Raw genomic sequence first — 26,213 nt, 5'->3', positions numbered from 1 at the left:
CCGGGTGCTGGAGTTGAGAAGAAGCCGAGACCGTTTGCTCGTTTGCTTTGGATACGGTCGCTCACATAAAAAATACTGATAAAGTAGAGTCGACAGCCAGGCACCAAAATGGGTAAGACAGGAAATCTGAACAATCCGCCTAGCCTCGTGACTGGGCGTCCCATGGCTGTTTGTCCCGTTCTACGTGCTGGACATCCCCGCAAATCAGCTCGCCTGCGGGAGGCACCGGTAGTGTCGGGGCCAATAGATCAGATGTCCGTTGCTCAACGAATATCGAAGAGTGCGACGACAATGATGAACGACACAAACAGAACGCCTACACCTATCGCGAAGATCAATAATCGTTGCTCTCCTGAGATCCCTACCATGCTGCGGTAAGGGTCATACCCGTCCTCGAAATCCCCCTCCATGAGCTTCGCACCGGCCGGACGTTTGAGGCGGATGCGTGAATCATCGAACTTCTCGACGAATACCCACCCTCCCTTCTTCTCCTCCGCAAGTACGGCGCGGAGCTGCTCGGGCTTGCGGAACGCCGCCGAAGTTGATCGCACGATTTTGAACTCCCAGCCCTCGGCCAGGTCCTTGTCGCTGTAGGAGTCATCTCTTCTTCCTCTTGCCTCAGCAATTCCGCCATGGCGGCGGCAGCGGCTCCGGCGGCTGCGGCGGCTCCTATGCTCATCGTCATGCCTCTTGGCGGCGAAGTCGTTCCCAAGGCATTCGCTCGCCGTGGTGAATTATCGCGGAGCTTCTGGGGGATTGGCCCGCTGAGGTAGCCGCTACGGGTGATAACCATCTCCGGCTATAACTTTCATCCGCCTATCGGCCTTTGCCCAGCCGATTTAGAATCAAAACATTTGCCGTGATGCCGATTTCTTATTCATTTCCCGTAGGGCCCACGATGAGGCCACGGCCGATTGCGAGCAGGCAGGGGAAAACGGGTCCTGCGAAGCTTTAGCCTTCGAACATGGAGCTCCGCCGACCTCGCTCAAGCGAAGCTGCTGAAAGCCCAAGCGAGCGCAGGAAGTAAGGAAAATGCGAGATCAGGCAGGCGAGAATCGGAGCTCCACGTATCGAACGGCGGCCGGAAGCGCCCTACCTGGATCGGAGGGGCTTCGGACTACCGAGGGCGGCTAGACGCCTCGCGAGGCCGGAGCAAATGGTTTCGAGCATCCTCGAAGAGTCCGAACCGAATCGGGAAGTGAGGGGAAGCCGCGGCCCGACGCGCCAGGTGGACGCGAACGCGCCGGCGTCTGCGCAAGCTCGGCAGTTCCTTGAGCGCATCGAGCTTGCCGAGCAAGAACGGCCGTGCGCGACCACGGAGCCCGCGCCACAGGCCTTGTGTGATCGTGAAGAGGAGGTGGGGGACCAGCGCGGCGGCGAGCCAACGCTTGGGCAGATCGCTCCAGAAGAGGATCTCGGCGTTGCGAGACATCCGGCGCTGGAGTGCGGGACGGCCGTGGTCGTAGCTCGCCGACACTTCATGGAGGATCTGGCATGCGGGGGTGAAGACGCAGCCGTACCCCGCCCAGCGGAGGCGGAACGCGAGGTCGACGTCCTCGTAATAGGAGCCGAATGAAGGATCGAGGGCGCCCACGTCTCGCAACGCCTCGGTCCGGTAGAAGGCACTCGACCCGCTGGCCCCGAAGACCGGGTCGGAGGGATGCTCGAGCCAACGTTGTGCGGACTGGCCGTGGCCACGCTTGCTCGGCCACCCGACCCACGAGTACGAATCGCCGGCCGAGTCCACGCGAGTGGGGTCGGAACGCACGAGGACCAGGGGGGCGACTGAGCCAACCAGAGGGTCAGCGAACGGAGCCAGGCCGGCCTCGATCCAACCTCGCGTGACCTCGGTGTCGTTATTGAGAAGCTGAACGTAAAGGCCGCGAGCTTCCGCAATCCCAGCGTTCGCCGCGAGACAGAAGCCGCCGTTACGCCCGAGACGCAACAGCCGCACGTCCGGATGCGTCCGTGCGAGCCACTCCGCGGTGTCGTCGCTCGACGCGTCGTCGGCGACGATCACCTCGATCGGCGGCTGGTCGAGCCGGTGGCGAGCGATACTCGCCAGGCAGATCTCCAGCAGTGGTCGCCCGTTATAGCTGGGGATGACGACGGAACAGACCGGGCTGGCGGCGGACGCCGGCGGCGGGCTCATTTCCCTTCGCTCCGCTTCGGGCTGCCCCACGTGGTCTTTCCCCACGCCACATGCTGAACGGTCATCAGGAGGATCCGGAAGTCGAGCAGGAACGACCACCGCTGGATATAGTCGAGATCATACTGAATCCGCTTGCGAAGCGAGGTCCGCCCGCGCCAGCCGTGAACTTGGGCCCAGCCGGTCATCCCGCCGGGCACCGCATGGCGGAGGTCGTAGTCCGGGATCGTATCGCGGAATTGCTCCACGAAATTCGGCCGCTCGGGGCGCGGACCCACCAGACTCATATCCCCCCAGAGCACGTTGAAGAGTTGGGGCAATTCGTCGATATTGGTGTGCCGGAGCCAGTCCCCGATGGGAGTGCATCGGGCATCGTGGTTCGAGGCCCAGATTGGCCCGGTGGCCCCTTCGGCATCCGTCCTCATACTACGGAACTTGAGGATCCGAAAAAGCTTACCCCCCTGTCCCACGCGCTCTTGTGAGTAGAAGATTGGCCGCCCCGTGGTCACGAGGATCAAGACCGCCACCACCAGGAACAAGGGAGCAAGGAGGGTCAGGCCGATGGCCGAACCGATGAGGTCAACCAGCCGCTTGCCGAGCCGATCCCAGGGGAGCGACCAGGACGGTCGCTCTACCGGCACAAAGGTATCGTGCGGCCGCCGCGTGACCCGATCGACTTGCTCGGTGACCCAGTGCACGGCCACTTCCGGATTGGTCAGGTTGGGGATGCGCGGTCGAAGTCGTTTCGCAGGCCCCCCCGAGACCGCGACGACGACATGCGTCGCACGCGAACGATCGACCAGTTCGTCGAGCCGGTCGATGCCACCGAGGACGGGGACGGGATCGCTCTGGGCGTGGACGGCGAGTTGTCGTCCGCGACCGATGCCTCCCGAATATCGAGGGTGGCCCGCATCGACGAAGCCAACGACCGGAAGCCCGGCCCAGGGTCCTTCGCCCAGGCTGCGAGCCAGGCGACGACTATCCCGGCGGGCTCCCACGATCAAGACGCGCCCCGCTGACGGACGGCTCAATGGCCGCACCCGTCCGGTCAGTTCGAGAGGATTGTTCATGGGCTTCCACCGATCCATCGGTGTCTGGCGTGGGGGCAAGATTCCATCCGGGCCCGCGCCCGGCTCAACCCCAACGGTCTCCTTGGAGCATCTCCGCCGATCCGTGGCGGACCTCTGGCGTAATTCCCTCAAGCTCTTCCATCGACCGAACCGACGCTTTATTCCAGTGAATTCGGTAAACTTGCCGTTATCGTTGCCCCGATTGCCCGCAGCAAGGTCGGACGCGTGAATCGATCGCCGCTGAAAAATCCCGAGTCACTCCCTGAGCGGACTCCCCTGCTTTCGGTCGTCATCGTCAACTACGAGAGTTGGTCGGAGGTGCGCCGGCTCGTCGAATCGCTGGAAGTCACTCCGGAAGTGGCCAACGGGCTCTGCGAGGTCATCGTCGTCGATAACGCGTCTCCAAGCCGGCCCCCCGCCGATCTTTGGCAGGCCAGCGGACGAGGTTCCGGAACCCGGTTCCTCGCGAGAGCCGACAACGGAGGCTTTTCGGCAGGCGTGAACGCCGGTTGGCAAGCCGCCCGAAGCCCTTGGCTCTTGGTCCTCAACCCGGACGTGCTCATCCCTGATGGTGAGCTCAGCTCGATTGTCACGCGGATTGTTCAATATGAGGCGGATCCCAGCCAGGCCCCCGGTATCGTCGGATTCAAACTGCTGAACCCGGACGGGACTCGACAGCCCTCGGTCGGCGTCTTTCCCAATTTGGTCAGAACGGTCTGCGGGCAGTTGATACCGCGCTCGCGAAGGAAATACCAGCCCGGTTGGCGGACTCGCTCCGGCCCGGTCGCCTGGGTGACGGGCGCCTGCATGCTCCTCAATTCCCGGATGCTGGCCATGCTGGGGGGGATGGACGAAGACTTCTTTCTCTATTACGAAGAGGTCGACCTCTGCCGAACCGCTCAAAATCGCGGTTGGTCGGTCATGTATGACCAGGATGTGGAGGTTGTTCATCTACATCCCTTGCAAAATCGAGCGATTTCCCCCAGAATGCGGGTCATCACTCGGCACAGCAAGCTCCTGTATTTCCGTAAGCACTTGCCCCGATGGCAGTTCCTGACGCTTTCGAGGATTATATCGCTCGAAGCGATCGTAAGGCGCGGCGGGTCAATGGTCCAAGGAAGGACCGATGATGGACGAGCGTGGCGGACGATTGGAGAGATGGCACGAGCTTTCCGCGAGGGATTCGAACCGCGGGGTCGCCAAGTGTTGACCCTGGCCGATTCGATCACCGCGAAGACTTTGGCCGTGACTCGTGGGTCCCTTGAGGGATCGCACACCACTCCTCAAATTGTTCCGGCAGGAAGCGACGAGGACCGTCAACTGCGACGCTCCTCAAACCGCGAAAGGACGGACCGGCGTGTCGCTGATTCAACATGGAGTTCGAGTCGGCCTCCTTATGGTCGGAGTTGCTGGGCTGCTCTTATGGCTCAACTACCACTCGGACGCCACCTTCGCCGACGGCCTGCGCTACATCCACCAGGCTGAACGGATCGAACGCGGAGCCTGGTCCGAAGGGCTGATCAAGTCGGTGGATCATCCGCTCCACTCGATGGCGATCGCCGCGGTCCACCGGGTGATCGGCGGAACCGATCCGATCTCCTGGCAGCGATCCGCGCAAATCGTTTCGGCCAGCGCCATGATCTTGCTGGTCATTCCGATCTACTTGCTCGGCCTGGAAATCTATGGTCCGACGACCGCCTGGATTGGCTGCCTGCTTTGCCTCGGCAACCCGATCTCCGGGTTCGTGGTGATCAATGTCCTGAGTGAGTGTACCTTCTTGCTCTTCTGGACCTGGGGGCTCTGGTCCTCGGTCCGGTTCTTACGTGAGGGCCGCTTCCTCTGGCTCCCGTTGACGATCGCCTTTAGCGCGTTGGCCTACTTAACGCGTCCCGAGGGGATGCTCCTTCCGTTGGCCCTGGTGTCGACGCTCCTGGTCCTGCCACTCCACTGGGCGACCCGAATCTACTGGCCGCGATGGTGGGCCGCGGTGGCATTCCTGGTTCTTGGGCCGCTGTTGCTGGTCGGACCGTACATGGCGGCCAAAGGGGGGCTCGGGACCAAGCCGTCGATCGCCCGACTCCTCGGCACGGCACCGAAGTCGGACGCGATGGCACTCGAACGGGAACGCCCGCTGGCGCCGAACCAGACCACGGTTGAGACCTATCGCATGGCGACTCGCCGGATGCTCAAGGTGGTCCGGACCGCGGTGACGACTCCGCTCTTGCCCCTCGTCTTGCTCGGCCTGATCACCGCGCGGCCCTGGTCGGCACGGGCTCGGGTCTGGCTGTTCATGGGGGTCATCGTGACGGCTTCGGCCCTCGGCCTGATCCGGTTGCACGCGACCGGCGGGTATTGCACCGTTCGGCATGGGCTCGTCCCGGCGATGCTTCTCACCCTCGCGGCCGCCAATGGCCTGGCCTGGCTGATGCGTTCGATCGTGATTCCAGGGCAATGGCTGGGGCATGGCGAGGAACGGTTCCGCCTTGGCCCCGGAGTCTGGGCCGCCATCCTGGCCGGATTCATCGCCATCCCGCACGTTCAGGGCATGACCTCCTACCACGGGAGTTTCTCGGCCTATCGCGATGCCGGCACCTGGATCGCGCAAACCAAGGCCCACGAACACGGTAAGGTTCTCGACATGACCGACTGGTCGCTCTTCTTCAGCGGTCAGCCCGGCTTCAAATTCTCCGAGGTGAATTGGGCGGCGATTGATCCGAACACACGCTGGGTCGTCGTCCGGGACGCGCATCTCCGAGGACGCTGGAACTACGGACCCGTCGTTCGCAGGATGATCGCAGGCCGCGACCCGATCCTCACGATCCCGGCCCACCCAAAGCCGCGTGAGGTGCAGATTCAGATCTACGACCGCCGCGGGCCCTTGCGACCGACGGTCGCTCAGCAGTCGCCCGCGACCGAGGCCCCGGCCGCCCCCTCAACGAGACGGCAATAAGCCCGAGAACCGGTCGGGATTACGTTCGCGATCCCGTCCGGTCGTAACGGCGGCTCGGCTTGCGGACGGAAGTCAACTCCGGCCACGCGACTGGCGCTTGCGGAGTTGACTTCACTCAGTTTCAAACCGAACCTGATTGGTGGCCAGTTCGTTACGGACGGCGGAACAAGCGTCTGGCAAGCGGCGGCGGATGTTCGTCAAGGAGGACACACCCGATGCGGGTCGCCTGGTTTACACACCGCTATTACCCCTGCGTGGGTGGAGCTGAGAATTACGGGCGGGCGATTGTCCGGCGGTTTGTGTCGGACGGCCATTCCGTGGATGTCTTGACGAGCGACGCCCACGACCTCTGGTATTTCACCGATCAGAGGCGGCGACGCGTCGAGGAACCGAGCGAAACCGAGGTCGATGGAGCGAAGGTACGCCGGTTCGCGGTCCGACATCGTCCGCTCCAACGCTACATTGGCCGACTCCTGAGCTACGCGCCCCACTGGCCGACCCAATGCCGCGCGGATTCGTTCATGCCCATCCTGCCCGGCATCGAACGGGTCCGCGGTGAGTACGACGCCGTTTTCGCGGTCGGGTTCCCCTACACCGTCTTCTCGTACGCCGCGCTCCGGACCGCCCAGGACGCGGGGGCTCCCTTGATCCTGACCCCGTTCCTGCACCTGGCGACCCCCGGTGATCCGGTCCGCAAGTACTACACCAAGCCGCACCAGATTCGGCTCCTCGCCTGCGCCGATGTCGTGGTCGTCCAGACCAGCCTCGAGGCCGACGAGGTTCGCGAGTGGGGCATCCCCGACGCACGGATCCTGACGCTCGGCATGGCCGTCGAGCATAAAGAGGTCACCGGCGGCGATCGCCAAAGGGTCCGCCAACAACAGAACATCCCCGACGGACGGCAAGTGGTCGGGCACCTTGCCACACTCGACCCGAACAAGGGGAGCAACGACCTCGTCCGGGCGATCGCCCGTTTGAACGAGGCCCGGCCGCTCAACGACCTGATCCACCTGGTGATGGCAGGACCAAGCTCCCCTTGCTTCGAACGGTTCCTCGCCGAGTTTCCCGGCGGAGCCCCCCCCTGGCTGTCCCTCCTCGGGCCGCTTCCCCTCGATCAGCGCGCCGACTTCTTCGCCGCGATCGACCTCTTCTCCATGCCCTCCCGGACCGACTCTTTCGGCATCGTCTTCCTCGAAGCCTGGGCCAACGGACTTCCCGTCGTCGCCGCTGACGCAGGGGGCGTGCCCGAGGTCGTCCGCCACGAAGAAACCGGCCTTCTCGTCCCGTTCGGCGATCTCGATCGCTTGAGCCAGTCGATCGCCGGACTCCTGAACGATCCGGCCCGAGCCCGACAACTCGGGGAGGCGGGCCGAAAATTCGTCGCTCGGGGTTATACCTGGGACGATCGGTACGCCACGCTTCGGGCACGAACCGAAGAGGCCATCGCCAACCCCCGCCAGGCTGGTCTTGGCGGGTTCGGCCGCCAGGCTGGATAAGACGGCCGGTCCGTTGGCAATGCTCTCGAAACGCACACTTTGGGATCAGAACGTATTGGCGATCAAGATTCTTGGGCCACTCCCCCAAGACTTCGGTTCAAATGCTCGAGCAGGTCGCCCTTGAGGTTTTTTCGGTCGGATCTTGATTTCCAACCATTTGCAGAGCAATGTTAAACGGTGGGTAAGCAAGGGCCCTGGAGGTTCACTAGCCCCTCCATTGATCGTCGCTTCCCCCCACTGCTGATCGGTCCTTCCCCCTGCGCCTGGTTTTTGTGACGACGTCCGGATCTGTCGACGACCCGAACGCTGCGAAGACCTGCGTGGGCGATCTCCCGACTCCGAAGACGAGAGCCTTCCCAATGCGCGTCCTCCTCTATCTTGGCGTCAGCTTGGTGGCATTCGTTGGGCTGCCTGTCACGGCAACCCAGGCGGCACTCGGAGCCGTTGTCCCCACCGAACTCGAGGTCTTGCCCGCGAAGGTGACGCTCTTCGGCCCCGAAGCCGCCCAGCGTCTGGTTATCATCGGCACCTTTCCTGACGGCTCACGGCTCGATCTGACGTCGAGCGCTCAATTCCAGGTGGGGGATCCCAAGATCGCCTCGGTCGATCCTCGCGGGTTTCTCCATCCCGTCGCAGACGGCAAGGCGGAGGTCGTCGTTCGGGTAGGATCGATCGAAGCTCGTGTTCCCGTCGAGGTCACCGGAGCGAAGACGGCCCGCCGGGTCAGTTTTCGGAACGAGATTCAGCCCGTCTTGACCAAACTCGGCTGTAACCAAGGGGCCTGCCACGGGTCGCAGCATGGAAAAGGGGGGTTCAGGCTCTCACTGCTCGGATTCGAGGCGGAGCCCGACTACACGGCCATCGTCAAAAGCGCTGAGGGACGGCGAGTCACGCCGTTCGCTCCCGATGAAAGCCTGCTCCTGCTCAAGCCGACTCTGGGCGTTGCCCACGGTGGAGGCAAGCGAATGGAACCAGGCTCGCCCGAAAGCGACCTCATCATGCTCTGGCTGGAGCAGGGTGCCCCCGCGCCGACGAGTCAGGATCCAACGGTCACCGGAATCAGCGTCGTCCCCGCGCAGAGGAGAATGGAGCCCGGCCAAGAGCAGCGACTGATCGCCCTCGCCTCATTCAGTGACGGAACGACACGCGACGTCACCGACCAGGCCAAGTTCGACACCCTGAACGAAGGGGTCGCCAAGGTAGGTCCCACCGGCCTGGCGACAACCGTCGGCCAGGGGGAAACGAACCTCATGGTCCGCTACCAGGGTCACGCCGCGCTGGCACTGGTGACGGTCCCATATGCCTACGACAAGACATTTGATTTCCCGGAGCGCACCGTCCTTGACGCGAAGGCGGCCAAAAAGTGGCGAGAAGTTGGACTCGTCCCGTCGGGCCTGAGCACCGACGCCGAATTCCTCCGCCGCGTCATGCTCGATACCATCGGGACCACCCCGTCACGCACCGAGATCGAGCTCTTTCTCACCGACACCGACCCCGACAAGCGCGCCAAGCTGATCGACCAGTTGCTCGATCGCCCCGAATATGTCGACTTCTGGTCGCTGAAGTGGGGCGACTTGCTGCGGATCAACGGAACCAAGCTCGGCGCCCAGGGGATGCTCGCGTTCAACCTCTGGTTGCGCGACGCATTTCGGGCCAATAAGCCCGTCAGCGCGATGGTCGACGAACTCATTACCGCGCAAGGGTCGATCTATACCAACGGTCCCGCCAACTACTTCCGGGTGGCGACTGGCCCCGACGACCTCGCCGAAACGACCGCGCAGGTCTTCATGGGCGTCAGGCTCCAATGCGCCAAGTGCCACCACCACCCCTTCGAATCGTACGGCCAGGATGACTATTACGGGTTAGCGGCCTACTTCGCACGCATCAAAACCAAGGCGAGCCAGGAGTTCGGTCTCTTCGGGCGGGAACAGGTCATTTACGTCGCCAAGACCGGAGAAGTCGGCCAACCGCGGACCGGCAAAACGATGAAGCCAACCCCATTGGGGGACGAGGCCGCCGACGACCCGGTCGATCGCCGACGCGCCTTGGCCCGCTGGCTCACGGCCTCGAACAACCCTTGGCTCGCCCGGAACGTGGTGAACCGGTACTGGGGCTATTTGCTCGGCAAGGGCCTCGTCAACCCGATCGACGACCTCCGCGAGACCAACCCCCCGTCGAATCCCGAATTGCTCGACGCCCTGGCCAATGAGTTCGTGGCTGGCGGCTTCGACCTCAAAAAGCTCTTGCGCCTGATCCTCAACAGCCGGGTCTACCAGCTCAGCTCGCTGCCGAACCCGGACAATCGGCTCGACACCACCTTTTTCACCCACTACCGCGTCAAGCGACTCACCGCCGAACAACTGCTCGACGCCATCAATCTGGCGACCGGCACGTTTGAGAAATTCCCTCTGAAACCGGCAGGCACACGGGCCATCGCACTCCCCGACACCAACTATCCCTCCTACTTCCTCGACACGTTTGGCCGACCCGAGCGAGCATTGGCCTGCGAATGCGAACGCGCCACCGACCCGACCATGAGTCAGGCCTTGCACTTGATGAACGGCGATCTCATCAATCGCAAGCTCACCCAGGCCGACGGCCGCCTCTCCCAGCTCCTCCGCGACCCGAAGTTGACCAACGAGACCCTGGTGGAAACCCTCTACACCGTCACCTTCAACCGGCTTCCCTCCCCGCAGGAGAACGAGGCGGCCCGCCAGTTGATCGTCGACGCTCCGAGCCGGGCACTCGGCGCCCAGGACCTCTTCTGGGGCCTCTTGAATTCCAAGGAATTCTTGTTCAATCATTAATCAACGTCTTCGAGTGTCAGGATCCTCCTACCTTTCCGTAGCGAGACTCATCGCATGAGCCGTTTTCGTAGGCTGGGCACAGCCCACCATCGCAGGCCAAGGATGGTGGGCCATGCCCACCCTACGATCGCGTTCGCCACGAACGCAAAGGCGATTGAACGCGAAAAGGGACGTTGCGCCGCTCGCGGCGGGCTCGGCCTGATCGCGATGTTGGCCGTACTGGTCCCAACAGCCTGGAGCGACGAGACGCCGACCTACGAACGTGACATCAAGCCGCTCTTCGCGAAACGGTGCACGGTCTGCCACAACAAGAAAAAAGTGGGTGACTTGGATATCTCGGGGGGGTTGGCCCTCGACTCGTTCGAGGCGGCAGTGGCCGGCACGAAAGCCCGGAAGGTGATCGTGCCGGGACGGTCGCAGGAGAGTGAGCTGCTCATGCGGCTCAACGAGGACGACGAAGACACCCGGATGCCGCTGCTCGAAAAGCCCTTGCCAGCGGCGCAACGCGATCTGGTCCGCCATTGGATCGACGCAGGTGCTCCCCGGGGGGTTGAAGTTGCCGAGACGGTGGCAAGCTCTGAAAAAAAGGCGCGACGAATCGTCCGATCGCTCGATGTGATCCTTGGGACGGATCGAACGATCCCGCCCAAGACCGATGGGTTCGGCAACGGGGGACCGTTGCAAGTGGTCCTCAAGGTCGGCCCGTTGCCGGCGATCTCCGCCCTGACGTTCCGGGGCGACGGGAGGCAGCTCGCGGTGGGCACCCACGGCGCCGTCGTGCTCTGGGACCTCGCCGATGCCCGTCCCGCGCTCGTCTTGACCGACATTCCCGGCCCGGTGCATGCGCTCGTCTTCAGCCGGGACGGCAAGCAGCTCGTCATCGGGGCTGGCATGCCCGCTCGAACCGGTTCGGTCCGGGTCTACTCCGTCCCCGACGGAACCTTGCTCCACGACTTCGCCGGCCACGATGACGTCGTCTTCGGGCTCGCCATCCGTCCCGACGGCGGCCAGCTTGCCTCGGCCTCGTTCGATCAAACCGTTCGACTCTGGAATCTGGCCACGGGTCGGCCGGAGGGCGTCTTCACCGGTCATTCCGACTTCGTCTACGACGTGGCCTACGCACCCGACGGCCACTCGATCTTGAGCGTGAGCAAAGACCGAACGATCAAGCTGATCGACGCGAAAACGCTCAAAGAGAAGCGGACGTATAGCAGCCACAACGAGGATGTCATGGCGCTGGCGGTCCAGCCAGGGGGAACCAAGTTCGTCAGCTCCGGCCTCGAACCGCAACTGCGATGGTGGGGGCTCGACGACGAGAAACCGGCAAACCGGATCGGCGGACACGGGGGTCCGGTGCATCAACTCGCCTTCAGCGGGAATGGCAAGTTGCTGATCTCGGCCGGCGGCGACTCGAGTGTCCGGCTCTGGAACGGAACCTCGGGAACCTTACAACGCAAGTTGTCAGGGCCGACTGAATGGCAATACGCCGTGGCACTCTCCGATGACGCTAGCCTCGCCGCCGCCGGCGGCTGGGACGGGATCGTCCGGGTCTGGGATGCCGACTCGGGCAAGCTCCGAGCGACTCTTCTCCAACCCCCCTCGTCCAGCCCGGCGTCCGTCGACTGGCTGGCCCTCACTCCCAAAGGATACTTGCAAGCCTCGCCGGAATTGCGGGACCTGGTTCGCTGGCAAGTCGGGGGTACCGACGTCGATGGGGCGATCCCTTGGACGGTCTTCGGCCAGCAAGAGGAGGTCGCCCACCAGCTCCGTGGTAAACCGGTCGCCGAGCCCATCTTCCCAAGCCCGAAGCCTCAATAACATACCCGGCATCGCGGAATAAAATGGACCAAGGCCGACGCTGCTCCCTTTGACTATCTGGAGTCCTTCGATGCCTCGCCCCCCTCTGATCTTGGTTGCACTCGCCCTGGTCTTATTCCCCGAGCTCGCCCGAGCACAGACGTCCTATCCGATGCTGACAAGGGTCACCCCCACCGCCGCGCGGAGGGGCGAGACGGTGGAGATCACGGTCGTCGGCAAAGGTCGGTTCGACGGGGCCTGGCAACTGCTCTGCGAAGGGCCTGGCCTGACAGGTAAGGTGATTGACACCGTCGCACCGCGTCCGAGCAGCTCGAAGTCGATGGGGCGAGGACGGCAGGATTCAGGCACTGTCAGGGCGACCTTGACCGTTGCACCCGATGCCCCGCTTGGTCCGCGCGAGATCCGGGTCGCCACTCCCCAAGGGATTTCCTCGGTCGGCTTGATCGTCATCGTCGAGGACCAGGTTGTCTCCGAGGCCGACGACAGTGCCAATGACCGGCCGCAAACAGGCCAAGCCCTGGAACTCCCCGCCGTCGTCAGTGGACTCATCGGGAAAACGGAGGATGTGGACTGGTATACGTTCACAGCCACCGCCGGCCAAAAGCTCACTTTCAGCGTCTGGGCAAACCGACTCGAAAACAAGATTCACGACCTGCAAACCCACTTCGATCCGATCCTCGCGATCCACGACGCCCAGGGACGCGAGCTCGCGGTCGACGACAATCATGACTTTGCCGACCCCCTGCTCTCCTACGAGTTCAAGGAGGCGGGAACGTATCATCTCCAGCTTCGCGACACGACCTACACAGGCAATCCAAACTGGACTTATGTGCTTCACGCGACCAGTGGCCCGGTTGCAACCTCAATCTTTCCGATGGCGGTCAATCCCGGCACCAAAGCCGAGTTTGAAGCCCGCGGAGTAAACCTCGACGAAGCAAAGAAAACGAGCCCGCTCGACGTTCCGGCCAGCCTGAAACCAGGGGTTCAATTGATGGCCTTGCCCACGGAACGGGGGACCACCTTGCCCGTGCCGCTGCTGTTGACCCCGCTCCCCTTGGCTGTGGAGAAAGAGGATGCGCCGCCCGACTTCGAGAAGGGGCAAACGGTCAATCTTCCGGTCGCCCTGAGTGGCCGCCTCCTCGAGCCCAACGACATCGACTCCTATCGGTTCGACGCGAAGAAGGGGCAAATCTACGCCTTCGAAGTTGTCGCCCGCCGGTTGGGGACTGCCACCGACCCGGTTCTCCGGATCGTCAACATGAAGAATGCGACGCAAGTTGAGGCGGACGACTCACCCGGCAGTAAGGATCCTCGCCTCGAGTGGACGGCTCCAGCCGACGGCAGCTACGCGGTTCAAGTCCTGGATCTCCACAGCCGCGGAGGCGCAGGGTTCGGCTACGTCCTGGCAGCCGAGGCGGCAAAACCTGGGTTTTCCTTGACCTGCGACCCCGACAAGCTCAACCTCGGGCCGGGCGCGCGGGTCCCCTTGTTCGTTCAGGTCGCCCGCCAGGCAGGTTTCACCGGTCCCGTCACCGTCGCTTGGGAGGGCCTTCCCGAGGGAGTCACGGCGAGTCCGTTGACCATCCCCGCCAACATGACCCAAGGGGTGAGTGTGGTCTCCGCTGCCCCCGACGCAAAACCGGCCGCGGCCCTGTTGCAGATTTCTGGACGTACCGAGATCGACGGCAAGCCGGTCGTCGTGGCTGCCGTCCCCAAGCAAGAGATCTATCTCCCCGGAGGCGGCCGCGGCGTCTACCCCGTACAGACGATCGCCCTGGCCGTGACCGCCGAGTCCGATATCACTGTCGAAGCTAGCCCCGCCGCCCTCACGCTCGTGCCCGGAAAGACCGCCACGATCGACGTCACCGTCACACGCCACAACGGCTATGACAAGGGGGTCAACCTCGCGATTCTCCTCCAGCACCTGGGAGGCACGTTCGCCAACCCCCTTCCGCCCGGAGTCAGCATCAAGGAGGCGGGCAGTAAGACGCTGCTGGGAGCGACCGAGACGAAAGGCAAGATCATCCTCGAAGCAAAGCCCGACGCAGCCCCGTGCGACAAGATCCCCATCGCCATCATGGGACATGTCTCGATCAACTTTGTCGTAAAAACCGCGTATTCGAGCGCCCCGATCTTCCTGACCATCCCCCAAAAAGACCAAACGGCGTCTCAGTGATCCCACGTCGGATCGCACTGCCACACAACGGGGGAAGGCAGTTTCGAGATCTTCCGATTCGTTCCAAATCAAGTCGGATGGGTGCCGCAAGAACACTCGGTGGGGACATCGCAAGGGGCCGGCACCGAGTTATTCGACTCCGGCGAGTTTGTAAGGAGTCGAGGAACCCAGCCTGAGGCACGGACCAGAGCGGCGACAGTCAGAATCACCAGAATCGTGATCATGGCGATCTGCGAAGCCATGGCGTGAACTCGCGGAGAGTGGATGTTCAGGGGATCAATCGCGGGTCCCAGGCCAGCCTGTCGAATGGCGGAGTTGACCGTGGAATCAATCAAACGCGACGGGACGACCTCGGCAAACACGGCGTTCTGAGAAAACGACGTCACCAGAAACGCCGCGGAGAGGGCCAGTCCGCGGCTGGCGAGTCGAGAGCGGAGCATCTCGCGGGCTCGCGACAGGCGCCCCTTGACCGTCCCCACCGGCCATCTGAGAAGTTCGGCCGCTTCCTCGTTCGTCTTGCCTTCCAGGTAGCAAAGGACAACGGGGGTCCGATATTTGTCAGGCAGTCGGCTCAGCTCCTCGTGGAGCACCGGTCTCAGCTCGTTCCAACCGGCTTCATTCTGGGCAGCCCTGACCGACATCTCCGCGCCCTGCCTTTCTCGCATCCGATTGCGGACCGCGTTCGTTTTGGCACGTACGGCAATGCGATACGCTACCTCATACAGCCAGCGTGCCAGCACCCTCCGGTCCTTGATCGATCCAGCTTTTCGGGCCAGGGCGATAAAAGTAGCCTGAAAGGCGTCCTCGGCATCTTGGTGCTGATTCAGAACATGCCGGCAGACCCCGAGGACCATCGGTCCATGGCGAATCACCATGATCCGAAACGCAGTCTCAGAGTCGTCTCGCCCCGGGGTCAAGAATCGCTCGATGAGTTCCTCATCGGGCAATACAACGACCGCTTCCATGGCTGACGTCACTTCCGGGTGTGTCACACTCGCCTCGACGCGTCCACTCGGCATATCCATCTCCCTGCTCGTGCCGCTCTACAAGACTAAGTGACATGAGAGGCGCACCCGGTTACGACTTTTTCCCAGGAACGGAATCGGCTCGCAAATCCGATTTCGTTTCGACTCTCATTTCTCCACAATGCGTTGCCCTCGGTCACGGCGGTCGACCGGTCTCTCGCACGTTGGACCAGGCCTTTCTGCGAGGACCGGCCGGGGGTTACACTAGAGTCGTGCCGCGACTCAAACCCCGCGGCCTTCGGCGTTTGAGCGAGACGACATGGGTGAGCCTGAAACGTTCACGCGCACGATGCGCCACGATCCAAGGATGCAAGGGTTTCAAAACCGAGCCCAGGTCGAAGATGTCATTGCGCTGATTTCCCGAAAAATCCAACGACTCGGCACCGGGCCTGTCGCCCTGCGCGATGCAGCAAGTCGGGTGCTAGGCGAGGAGATTCGGGCAGGGGCACCCGTTCCTGCGTTCGATCGCGCGGCGATGGACGGTTACGCGCTACGCGGCCTCGAAACCGTCGGTGCCACGGCCCAGTCCCCTGCCCTCTTCCGTTGTGTGGGGGAGGCCCGTCCCGGCCTCCTCTCCAACCTCACGGTGGGTCCGGGAGAAACCATTCAGATCACGACCGGTTCGGCCATTCCCAAGGGGGCCGATACCGTCGTGAGAGTCGAGTCGACGCAACGCACAGGGCAGACAATCCGTGTGTTCGAGGCCGCGGCCACCGGGCGGCATGTGGGCAAGATCGGCGAGGATATCGAGGCAGGAACATTGGTCCTTTCGGCGGGTCGTGTGCTTCGCCCTCAGGACCTCGGGGTTCTGAGCGCAGTGGGGGCGGGCAGCGTCAACGTCGTTCACCGGCCCCAGGTCGCCGTCATCATCACGGGGGACGAACTGGTCAGAGCCGGCAACCGACCGTCGGACTATCAAATTGCCGACATGAACTCCGACATGCTTTCGGCTTTGATCGTCCGGGACGGCGGCGTTCCTCGAGTTGTCGGCCCCCTACCCGATGACCGCGACCGCATTCGGGCCGAGATCGTCGAAGCCAGCACGTGGGCCAACATCGTGCTCGTCTCCGGGGGAACCTCGGTCGGTCCCGAGGACCACATCCCGGGGATCGTCGCCGAGTTGGGCGAATTAGCCGTCCACGGCGTCGCGCTGCGCCCGGCCGGACCCACGGGCCTCGGATTCATTGGCCAAGCAGCCGTTGTGCTCCTGCCCGGCAATCCCGTCAGTTGCTTCTGCGCCTACGACTTTTTCGCCGGCCCGATCATCCGGCTCCAGGGGGGACGACCTCGAAACTGGCCTTACCGGTCCAGATCGCTCCCGTTAGCGCACCCGCTCGACTCGCTTGCCGGCCGGGTCGACTACGTGCGGGTGAAGGTCGACCAGGAGAGAGTCGAACCTTTGGCGACCAGCGGCGCCTCGATACTTTCGAGCACCACCCGAGCAGATGGTTTCGTGGTCATACCGGCCAACCTGGCCGGATATCCCTCGGACGCCCTGGTCACTGTCTGGCTCTATGACTTGTTTCCCCCTTCCGATTAAGCTCCTTAACTTCCGGTCACGAAGTCTTGCAGCCAATCGACTCCATCGAGATCAAGCCATGCGAGGTGCTGTCGTCCTATGCGGTGGCGAGAGTCGGCGGATGGGGCAGCCGAAGGCCTGGCTCGCGTTCGGTCCCGAACGCCTGCTTCAACGGGTCGTCCGGATCGTGGGCGAAGCAGCCGACGTCGTGGTGGTCGTCGCCGCGCCGGGGCAAGAGTGTCCCCCCTTACCCAACTCCGTACGGATCGTTCGCGACTCGGTCTCGGGTCGCGGCCCGCTTCAAGGACTCGCAGCAGGTATGGCCGCCCTACCCGCTTCCGCCGAGATCGTCTTTGCAACAGCGACCGATGCGCCATTCCTCCGCCCCGCCTGGATCAGCCGGCTCCGCGAGTTGATCGGCGAGAACGACCTGGCGATTCCGTTTGTCGGTGACTTTCATCACCCACTGTCCGCAGTCTACCGGCGGGCGACCAGCCTGCCCGCTATCGAAAACCTGTTGGGCCAGAATCGGCGACGTCTGCTCGACCTCATGGACGCACTTCAAACTCGCGTCGTCGACGGGGACGAGCTCCGCCTGGTTGATCCCGAACTCGCCTCACTGCGGAATTTGAATACCCCCGAGGACTACGTGAAAGCGATCAGCGATGCGGGCCTTGCAGCGTCCTTCCCGTAGGCCCACCATCCCGATTTCCTTGTCAAAGCAGAAGTTAAGATGGTGGGCCGTAACTTCTCAATAGCCCCGGGCAACAATCTGTTCACTGATGAACAGGGACGGCTGCTTATGGACCCCGGATGCCTCCAATGGTCCTCAAAAGGCGATCCGGACGCTGTAAACGTGAGTGCAGTTCACCACTGTTCGAATGCACCACCCGGGGTTATTGAGAAATTACGGTGGGCCGTGCCCACCCTACGAGAATTACAAAAGGCCAGCGATGATGCCACGGCCGATCGCGTGGAAGCAGGGGGAATCGGGGGCGGCAAAGCGTTCCCCTTATTTCGAGTTATCTTCCATCTGCCGCCTCGGTGGAAAGGCGACGAGAATAACGTCGTCACGGTCGACCAGAGTCCCAGCGACGGGGACCTGACGGAACACCGGGCCGTTCTCCGGAGCGTTGAGTGTTCGGAACCGGAGGCCCGCGGCTTCGATACGTTCGCGGACCTCATCGAGTGTAGCGACCCCAACGACGTTCGGCACGCGGATCTTGGCCTCGACGAAGTTGACGACCACGTACTCGATCGGGGTGTCTCGCGAAACGAGCGTGCCGGCGGGCTGGGACTGACTGCCCACCTGCTGGCGGCCGACCATGTCCCGGTCTTCGGTCGGTTGTGACCTGATGCCACCGGCGATTGCCCGGACACCCAGGCTGTCGAGGATGTCAATCGCGTCTTGCTCGGTCCGGCCGACCAACTCGGGCACGACAAATCCAGGGAGAACTGTGATCGTGGTGCGCGGGTTGACCCAGGTCCCGTACACGGGATTTTGAGCGATCAAGGTATCCCCGTTACGACCTTCGGGTGAAAAATTCAGTCGTAAGTCTCCCGCCGCGTTGTTGAGAACATCTGCCGCGTCCTCCACGGTGCGCCTGACCAAGCTCGGCACCTGGACCAATGCGCCGAGACCGACCACACTGCCGCGCTCGGCTTCGGCCCCCGCCTCCGGATTCTGGCCGGTGACAATGTCTCCCGCTTGCAAGTCTTCATCGTGCTGCGGCTGGAATTTCTCGCGGTCACGGAGGATCTCACTGGCATCGGCGAGCGTGTGGCCGACCAGATTGGGCACGCGAGCGACGACCGGTCCGAGAGTCACGGTCGAACCGTGCGCGAGGTACTGGCGCGGCGCGGTCGACTGACCGCGAACGATATCCTCGTTGAGAGCGTTGCCGTTGGCGACCTCAGCGGCGAGATCCTTCCCCTGGAGCACCTCTGTCGCTCGGGCAAGGGTCATCCCACGGACCTCGGGGACTGCCACGTACAGTTGGAGTGAGATGCGGGAGCCATGGTCCATCAAGGCACCGGGAGCAGGGACCTGGGCGACGACGAGATCGTCATCGAAGGCCTCCCCCTCATGCGAGTCCTCGAGGTCCCAATTTTGAAGAATTTGCCGGGCGACCGACAGGAGTTGCCGCCGCACGTCCGGGACGACCAACTTGATAACGGCGCTGACATCCGACTTGTGGTCAACGTAGGTGCCGGCGACCGGGTCTTGTTCGACGACCCGATCCGGCGAAAACGCCTTCTCGGGGAGGGTGAGGTGGAGATCCCACGACCGCATCGTTTGTTGCGCTTGCTCGACGGACAGGCCGACGACGTTGGGCACTTGGGTCTGAACCTTGAGGGCCACGGGCGAACCATTAGGGAGCCAGGTCGGCGAGTCAGGCCCGTACGGCAGCGGATCCTGGGTCACCACAAGATCGGTGAGAAACGAGCCGTTGGGATAGGCCGCCTTGAGACCGACGGCTTCGAGCTTTTCGATCGCAACCTTGAGCGCGACCTCGGTGACCTTGGGGACGAGCGGACCAACCGGCCCAACCTTGAGGGTCACGGTACTCCCGAGCGCCACGATGCTCGTTGCAACCGGCGACTGCTCGAGGATTCGCATGGGAATCTCATCCAGAAAGCCATCGCGATCATCTACCTTGAGATCCAGCTTATCGAGGCTCGCCCGGACGTCATCAAGCGATTGATCCCGATAGTCGGGGAGCTTTCGACCGGCGATGAGAGCAATCGCCTTGAGCTCGCCGTCGTCGTCGAGCGCCAGAGTCGGGCCAGGGCCGGGCGGGGGCTCTTGATCGGCCACGAACAAGGTTTCGTCGGGCTGGAAGTTCGCCGGTGTGTCGACTTTCAAGCGATAATCTTCGAGAAGCTTCTCCGCCTCGGCGAAATTCTTCTGCCGCAGGTCGGGGATCGGCCGGCGCAAGGTCAGGACGATCTCCCCCTTCAAACGCGAGCGGCTGTTCCCGGCCGGGTCCTGGCTCACGACGGTATCCCACCGCGACAGCCCCCGGGCGAACTTGGGGACGAACTCGGCCTCGCGAAGGGCCGTCACGCCGTTGCCGCCGTACTGCCCGACAACGCTGGGCACGACCCGTTCCAGCCTCAAGCGGACCTCGCCGCCAGCGGCGACCGGCTCACCGGCCTCGGGCTCCTGCTCGGCCACCACGTCCGAAGGGCGACTGATGTCGTCGAGCAGGTGGCTGGTCAACTTCCACCGGCCGAGAGTGGCCGTCGCCTGTTCCCACGTCTGACCCACCAGCTTAGGTACTTTGCGCTCGATGGAGACAGACACGGCCGTCTTCGGCTTGACCCAGGTCGAAGGCTTGGGAGTCGACCCGACGATCGCGTCGGTATTGAACAGCGAGTCGAGCCGGTCAAGCGACAGGTCGAGCGCGGTGAGTTTCCGATGCGCCTGATCGACGGTCAGTCCGACCAGGTCGGTTGGAATGCGGACCCGGTCCGGCGCGCTGGACTCGGTCACGGTCGCCGGGCCATTGGGCGTGGCTCGGTTCGCGGGCTTCTTGGCCAGCGGATCCCCCTTGGGGCCTGGCTTGGTGACAAGTCCCCCGTTCAGGACAAGGGGCGGCGACGAGCTGGGATCGCCGCCTTTGCCGTCCCTCTCGAACATCAGGAGAAGTTGACCGAGCGCATCGACCACCACCTGAGCCGCTTTGGCCGGGTTGTAAGCCTGTGTCTTGAACAGGCCGGCGATCAAGGAGAGTGCGACATCGTCGGCAATGAGGCCGTTCCCGTTCTCATCAAGGGCTTCCCGGCTGGGAGCCCCCCCTGCTCTCCGTTCGACCCAGCCGGAAACAATCGCTGTACGATCTTTCTCCGAGACGGAGAGGCTGAGCGAGTCGACGACTGTATCGAGCACCTGCGCGACCGGAACCGCCTTGGGGGAGTCACCCCGCCGTAGCGACTCGCCAAGTGCCGTCTCGTGGGCATCGACAGCGGCCTGAACGGCCCGTCCGACTGGGCCCGCGGCCTCCTTCCTTACCAACGCCTCACCAACACTCCGGAGGATGAGTCGGTTGAGTGCCGCATCACGGAGGTCATCCCCGGTCATGCTCGGGTCCAGGTTGATTCCTGGGTCGCGGCCGATAGCCAGTCGCTCGGGCTCCTCGGTCGCAGCCCCGATCGCTCCGACGGCCAAGGTTGACTCGTCGATCGCGCGGTCGACCAATACCCCGACAGTCTCGGGCCTCCCTGGAAGCGCGACGAAGCCGAGTTCATCGCCTGGATCGAGAGCGGCGTAGAGCTTCTTCGATGACGGAATCTCAGGGCCCGAAGGGGGGAGCGTTCCTACCCCGAGCATGAGGGATTCGCCCTCGAGGAGCGTCTCGTCAGCCTCGATTCCCTGCCGGATCACAACGGCCTTGCTGGCCTTGAGAGACTCCAGAGCCGGGGCTTCGACCGGCCGGAGCGTCGCGACGTCCACAACGACGGGTACGAGCCCCGCCTCCCGGACGACGCGGATCGCCTCGCCCACTTCGAGGAAATCCGTTCCGGGGACGACGACCTTGCGAGCGACCGGGCGAGGTCGCGCCTTCGCCGTCGCATATGCAGGCGGAACAACGGTGTCGCCAGTGCGCTTAACCTCGATGGTGGTGGAGCGTGAACCGTCTGGGTTGACGATCGCGAACCGATCGGTCGTGATCTCGTCGGAAGCCTGAGGGAACGGAAGGATCACACGGACAAGCGGCCGACTGCCGTTCGAAGAATAAACGTCGGAGAATCTGGGCAATGTTCCGTGCTTGACCGACAGGGTCCTCTCCGGCGCCTCTGGCCCAGACGAGTGGCGGACCGAGAAACCTGGCAAGAGGCCATAGACCGGCAGTAAGAGGACGATCCCCTCGTCAAACTTGGGGTAGCGGTGAGACGTCGGCCGGGGGTCAAGCTCAACGGCCGGGAGGTCGATCCTCCATTCCCTGCCTTCCGGCCCATCCCCGCGGATCAGGAGGCTCCGTGTCCCCTGGCTCAGCGCGGCGACGAGATCTTGGGCCGGCCCGGAGACCACGATCCCACGGGCCTCGCGTCGTACCGTCAAGCCGCTGGCCGATTGGCCATCGGGGAACACAACTCGCAGCAGCCCTTCTCCCGGAACAGTCGGGCAAGTGGCGCGGACAGTGACGGTGCTTTGCCCCCAGTCGACCACGACAACGGCTGCGCTGGTCGGTATCGCTTCACCCCGGGAGATGGCCGGGGAGCCCAGCACGGACACGAGCAACCCCAGCAAAAGGCTGGCGCGAAACCGCGGCAGCCGTCGCGAGAGAGGGAGGGCCTTCAGCATGGGAGGGTTCCGGTGAGGCTCCGTTGGAGGAATTCAGCGAGAGACGCGAGTATCGGGCCGAAAAACGTGGAGATAAACGCCGATCTTTGGACCACGGTACATGCGGCGACCATCCGCCTCGGCGACGAGCCATACGGGGCTCTCCTCATGAGCCGTGTAGCGTCGTGTCGGGCCCTCGGCCTCGAACACGACCCGCGAGGCGCGAACGGCGAACCCGTCGCTCCCCCGTGGCCTGACCGTCGTCCCGGGTGCTAGTACGAGCTCAGGCAGGGTGTACCAGCGCGATTGGCCGCCCCGCGACGACCGGTACCGGAGTTTCAACGTCAGTGGTTCGGGTGTGTCGTTGCGGAGCTTGAGCTGGCGCTCAGCGAAGTCCCGAAGTCCGGTCTTCGGCTTCAATACGTAAGTGTGGGTCTGAATCTTGTCGTCCCGGTAAGCGCGCTCGCCCTGGATCTTCGCGTTCTTGGCCACAACCCACAGATCCTGGCTGCGCTGCTCCTCCCACCGCTCGCCAGTCTCACTTTCGGCCCAGAGGCGGAAACGCCGTCCCTTGACCGCCACCTTGTCCTCTTTCGATTCCGAGTCGTTGGCACGATCCGCGACGCTCTGGTTCGGGAGGAAAGGGGTCACATCTTCGCCGAGGATCTTGGTTGAGCGTGCAGGGACCAGGAATGCGGTCGCGGCTTTTTCGGCGGGTACGCCCGAATCCCAGGACCAGTTGAAAGCGTCGTCGCGGCGAACGCGGGCCTCGGCGTTCACCCAGACTGTCATCGGCTCATCGGTCTCGTTTTTGATGGCCAACTTCCGCTCGTAGAGCTTGCGGTACCCCTCAATCTCGGCCTCGGGCACGTGCAGCTCCACGAGACGTTGGATCTCGTCCGACGCGATTAGTTCGGCCGGAAGCGCTGAGTTGTGCTTGAGGCGGGGAATGCCGATACGAGCCTTCGGTTTCGCATCGGCCTTCAATAAATCCTGGAAGAAGACGTAACCCGCCTGGACGTCTGATCCGGAAAGCCGTTGGCTCCGGTCGGGATATCGGGTGTTGATCGTGCTCTTCATACCGGTGGCTCGGACCAAGAACATGACCTCACCACTCTCTGGCGCATTGGAACCCCAAGGGGCGCTGGCAGCGTGCTCGAACAGGAGACGGAGCCGGGTCGACTCATTGACTCCCTGGCCACGCGAGTCGAGCTGTCGAGTCGGCTTGGGGAGGTGGTCGAGCCGATCCCCTTCGATCGCGGAGACGAGCCGCCCGAGCTTCTCGTCAAGCGACTTCTTGAGCGCTTCGACCTTGGCCCTTGCTTCCTCCTCGGCGCGCCGACGGGCATCGCCCGCGTCTTTTTTCTTATTGCCAAATGCTCCGGTTACTAAATTCCCGACGTTGCTCAGCTCATTCAATGCATTTTGTGGGGTATTTGCAAACGTGCCAAACGGGTCACGGCCAAGGTTCTCGAGTTCGTTGGACGCCGAGCGTCTAAGCTGAGTCGCAGCCTTCCCGCCAAAGACCCGGGCATCGACCAACTCCGTAATGATCTGCTTGCCCCCCTTGGAAATGTCCCCGAGGGCTTTGTCCACATTCGGATCACCAGTACGGATCGCGTCGACGCCGGCCCTGGCAGCCGCATCGGAGACCGCTTGCCGGATCTTCGCCTCCTCGGCCGCCAGAACCTCAGCGGCGTGCCCCTCGAAGGCTGCCAAAGCCTTGATCATATTTTTGTACATATCAGGGAGCTGCCGCTTCAGTGCGGCGACGACGATCAGAAAGTCGGCCGGCGTAAAGCTCGGCAGGTCGACGATCGCTTCGGCCCCCAGGGCGCTGGCTTTGGCCCGGATCGGCAACTTGCCCTGCGCAACGCGGTCGGTATCGGCATCGACATCAAGCGCTGCCGATACTTTGAACAATTGTAGGTCGAGATCCACCATCCCCACAACGTTCGCCGTGACCCGCTTAAAGCCCGGGGTGAACTTTGATTCCAACTCCCCTGCGACCTTCAGAACGTCGAAAAGTTGGAAGTCCGCCGTGGCCGTGATGTGGCCGTGACCATTCGTGCCGATGAAGATTTCCGAGTCGATACTCGGGCCATTGAACAGTGTGGCCTTTCCCTTGGCGATCAGGCCATCCTTATCGAATTTGAAGTGCCCCTGCACTGCCAACGGCGTGACCGCAGTCATTATGGGTGAGTCGTTGGCGCTGGGGAATTCCAGGTCGCCCTGGATGTGCTCCGCGGACAATTCGCCGTTATAAACGCGGCCAAAGCTCAGGCCCCCGGCCGTCCTCATCGTCCCCTGAAACTCAATCTTGCGGATCGGAAAACCAAACCGACACGTCACATCCAGGCCAATCGCATTGCCACTTTCGGGAGCGGCGGCCGAGAGGACTGTCGAGATCGCGACCTTCTCAGGCTTTAGCGACATCTCCACCGCATGCTTGTGAAACGCCAGGCCCGTGGTCGCGATCGGGATCGGAATATTCGGCTTCAACTCATATTTGAGCGTGGTCGCCCCCTTGAGGTGAACGTGTCCGTCGCTAAAGATCTGGATTCCGTCCTGCTTGAGTTGCGGAAGCGGCAGACTCCCCATGGCGAGGTTCACATCCAGGTCGAACTGGAGGCCGCCAAGACGTCCGCCAGGGCCAGGCTGATCGAAGCCCATCGTCTTGAGGTTTCGGAAGGTGAGCGGCAGCCCGAGATCTCCGATGGCTTCGCCGAGCTTCGACAGCCCCTTCTTCATCAAGACCGACTCAATCGCTTTCGCGTCGGTCGAGAACTTGAGGCGGTCGAACTTCGGCGTCCCGTCCCGACCGAAGTAAAGGCCACTCGCCTCGACGTCCGGCAGGTCTCCGTTGAGATACTCCATGACGATCGTGATATTCGCCTCGGGCGAGAAGACAGCCTGAAGCTCATCCATCAACTTGATCCGGAAGACCAGGCCCCCGACCGCCCATGGCTTGCTGAGGGCCTCACGAATCTGACCGTCGATCAAGGTACGGGCGGCTTGGGCCGGGTCGCGGAGCGAGTCGATCAGGGGGAGGATGCGTCCATCGATCTCCTCGAAGAGTTTCAACGCGCGGACATCCTCGGGCTGGATCTCCTCCACCTCCTTGACCAACGCCTCAGCATCCTTTGCCGTCCGACGCAACTCGGCGACCTGGGCCTGCATTGCGTCGGTCCATCCAACGAGCTTGCGGAATGCGTCGGATCGAGCCGCCAACATGTCGGCCAGTTTCAAGACAAGTTTGGTCGGGTCGCGGCGCGCCGCCTCGGCCTTGTCCTTGATCGCCTGAGCCTCCTCTCGGCCTTCGCGGAGCAACGCCCTCATCATTTCAAGGTCGTTGCGAAGTTCATTGACCTGGACGAGGAACTCCAGCGTCTCCTTGGCCGTGGTGCTGTTCATGGCGGCCCAACCCGCCTCACTGGCCGCGGCTTGAGCGAGCCCGGTACCCGCCTTGGCCGGGTCAGGCTGCGCGAACAGGGCCGTAGGAGCAACGAGGGCCGCAAACAGGGGGAGCGACAGGCAAGTCAAGACAAGCGGTCGGGCTCGGGTCATGGAAGCCTCGGTGAGACCTGGGGGCCGGGATCATCGGAGTCCGGTCGCATCAAAGATAAGGCCAAGCAAAATTCAAATGAGGATTGGGCGGGGCGATGAACGAGCCGAGCAGTTCGCGGTTGAGCTTCCCCGACGGCGGGACGTCGAGCCGGTCGGCTCGCTCGTGAGACGCGGATGCGTTGGTGGTCTCTCCGCCCAAGAACTCGGCTCATTTGACGCGAAACGCTCACCTGCTCCCCCTCGCAAGAGAAAAGGGGCACCAGATTCGGAGAAGCACCCAGCCGGGATTGGTCCGGTGGTTCACTCGCTCGACTTCGACGGAGCGAACTGGAGTGCAACCGAGGTTCCG

Annotated in this window: 14 protein-coding genes; 8 read left to right on the top strand and 6 right to left on the bottom strand. The window is 63.1% G+C overall.

The features are described from left to right. Positions 1-263: 263 nt before the first annotated feature. From V5E97_RS14855 to V5E97_RS14845, 3 genes are all read right to left on the bottom strand, one after another. On the bottom strand, positions 264-551 hold the full coding sequence (locus V5E97_RS14855; protein ID WP_406700096.1) for a hypothetical protein: 288 nt from the start codon (positions 549-551) through the stop codon (positions 264-266). 566 nt (positions 552-1,117) lie between these two features. Further along, complete coding sequence (locus tag V5E97_RS14850; RefSeq protein ID WP_406700095.1) at positions 1,118-2,152, bottom strand: glycosyltransferase family 2 protein; 1,035 nt, start codon at positions 2,150-2,152, stop codon at positions 1,118-1,120. Further along, the gene (locus V5E97_RS14845) at positions 2,149-3,219 is read right to left on the bottom strand and encodes a sugar transferase (protein ID WP_406700094.1); all 1,071 of its coding nucleotides are present in this window, start codon (positions 3,217-3,219) and stop codon (positions 2,149-2,151) included. Before V5E97_RS14845 ends, V5E97_RS14850 begins: the two co-directional genes overlap by 4 nt. 225 nt (positions 3,220-3,444) lie before the next feature. On the opposite strand from V5E97_RS14845, the gene V5E97_RS14840 reads away from it, so the two are divergent. The 6 genes from V5E97_RS14840 (at position 3,445) to V5E97_RS14815 (ending at position 14,466) form a co-directional block, all read left to right on the top strand. Next, positions 3,445-4,704 carry a glycosyltransferase family 2 protein gene (locus V5E97_RS14840; RefSeq protein ID WP_406700093.1) on the top strand — a complete coding sequence of 420 codons (1,260 nt, stop codon included), beginning with the start codon at positions 3,445-3,447 and terminating at the stop codon, positions 4,702-4,704. Beyond that, positions 4,616-6,169 (top strand): glycosyltransferase family 39 protein, encoded by a 1,554-nt coding sequence (locus V5E97_RS14835; RefSeq protein ID WP_406700092.1) that lies wholly within the window; start codon positions 4,616-4,618, stop codon positions 6,167-6,169. The genes V5E97_RS14840 and V5E97_RS14835 overlap by 89 nt, the downstream gene beginning before the upstream one ends. Before the next feature lie 215 nt (positions 6,170-6,384). Continuing rightward, a complete protein-coding gene (locus V5E97_RS14830; protein WP_406700091.1) occupies positions 6,385-7,665 on the top strand; it encodes a glycosyltransferase family 4 protein in 1,281 nt (426 codons plus the stop codon). A 359-nt stretch (positions 7,666-8,024) separates the two neighbouring features. Next, on the top strand, positions 8,025-10,472 hold the full coding sequence (locus tag V5E97_RS14825) for a DUF1553 domain-containing protein (protein WP_406700090.1): 2,448 nt from the start codon (positions 8,025-8,027) through the stop codon (positions 10,470-10,472). A 54-nt stretch (positions 10,473-10,526) separates the two neighbouring features. Continuing rightward, positions 10,527-12,290, top strand: coding sequence for a c-type cytochrome domain-containing protein (locus V5E97_RS14820; RefSeq protein WP_406700089.1), 1,764 nt, complete (start codon positions 10,527-10,529; stop codon positions 12,288-12,290). A 70-nt stretch (positions 12,291-12,360) separates the two neighbouring features. Continuing rightward, positions 12,361-14,466, top strand: coding sequence for a pre-peptidase (locus tag V5E97_RS14815; RefSeq protein ID WP_406700088.1), 2,106 nt, complete (start codon positions 12,361-12,363; stop codon positions 14,464-14,466). Between the two features lie 68 nt (positions 14,467-14,534). Here the strand turns inward: V5E97_RS14815 and V5E97_RS14810 are convergent, their stop codons facing one another. Further along, on the bottom strand, positions 14,535-15,491 hold the full coding sequence (locus tag V5E97_RS14810; protein WP_406700087.1) for an RNA polymerase sigma factor: 957 nt from the start codon (positions 15,489-15,491) through the stop codon (positions 14,535-14,537). A gap of 259 nt (positions 15,492-15,750) precedes the next feature. On the opposite strand from V5E97_RS14810, the gene V5E97_RS14805 reads away from it, so the two are divergent. Then, positions 15,751-17,031, top strand: a complete 1,281-nt coding sequence (locus V5E97_RS14805) for a molybdopterin molybdotransferase MoeA (RefSeq protein ID WP_406700086.1) — start codon at positions 15,751-15,753, stop codon at positions 17,029-17,031. Positions 17,032-17,131: 100 nt separating this feature from the next. Then, positions 17,132-17,704 (top strand): molybdenum cofactor guanylyltransferase, encoded by a 573-nt coding sequence (mobA, locus tag V5E97_RS14800; protein ID WP_406700085.1) that lies wholly within the window; start codon positions 17,132-17,134, stop codon positions 17,702-17,704. Positions 17,705-18,022: 318 nt separating this feature from the next. Here mobA and V5E97_RS14795 read toward each other — a convergent pair whose 3' ends face one another. Together V5E97_RS14795 and V5E97_RS14790 are read right to left on the bottom strand one after the other, a co-directional pair. Next, entirely contained in the window at positions 18,023-22,318 is a 4,296-nt protein-coding gene (locus tag V5E97_RS14795) for a PASTA domain-containing protein (protein WP_406700084.1), read from the bottom strand. A 33-nt stretch (positions 22,319-22,351) separates the two neighbouring features. Next, complete coding sequence (locus V5E97_RS14790) at positions 22,352-25,864, bottom strand: hypothetical protein (RefSeq protein ID WP_406700083.1); 3,513 nt, start codon at positions 25,862-25,864, stop codon at positions 22,352-22,354. Between the last annotated feature and the right edge of the window lie 349 nt (positions 25,865-26,213).

Source organism: Singulisphaera photorubra (assembly GCF_045290345.1).
Lineage (GTDB): Bacteria > Planctomycetota > Planctomycetia > Isosphaerales > Isosphaeraceae > Singulisphaera.
The sequence above is the reverse complement of the archived record's forward strand: the minus strand, read 5'-3'. Positions and strand labels throughout refer to the sequence as shown.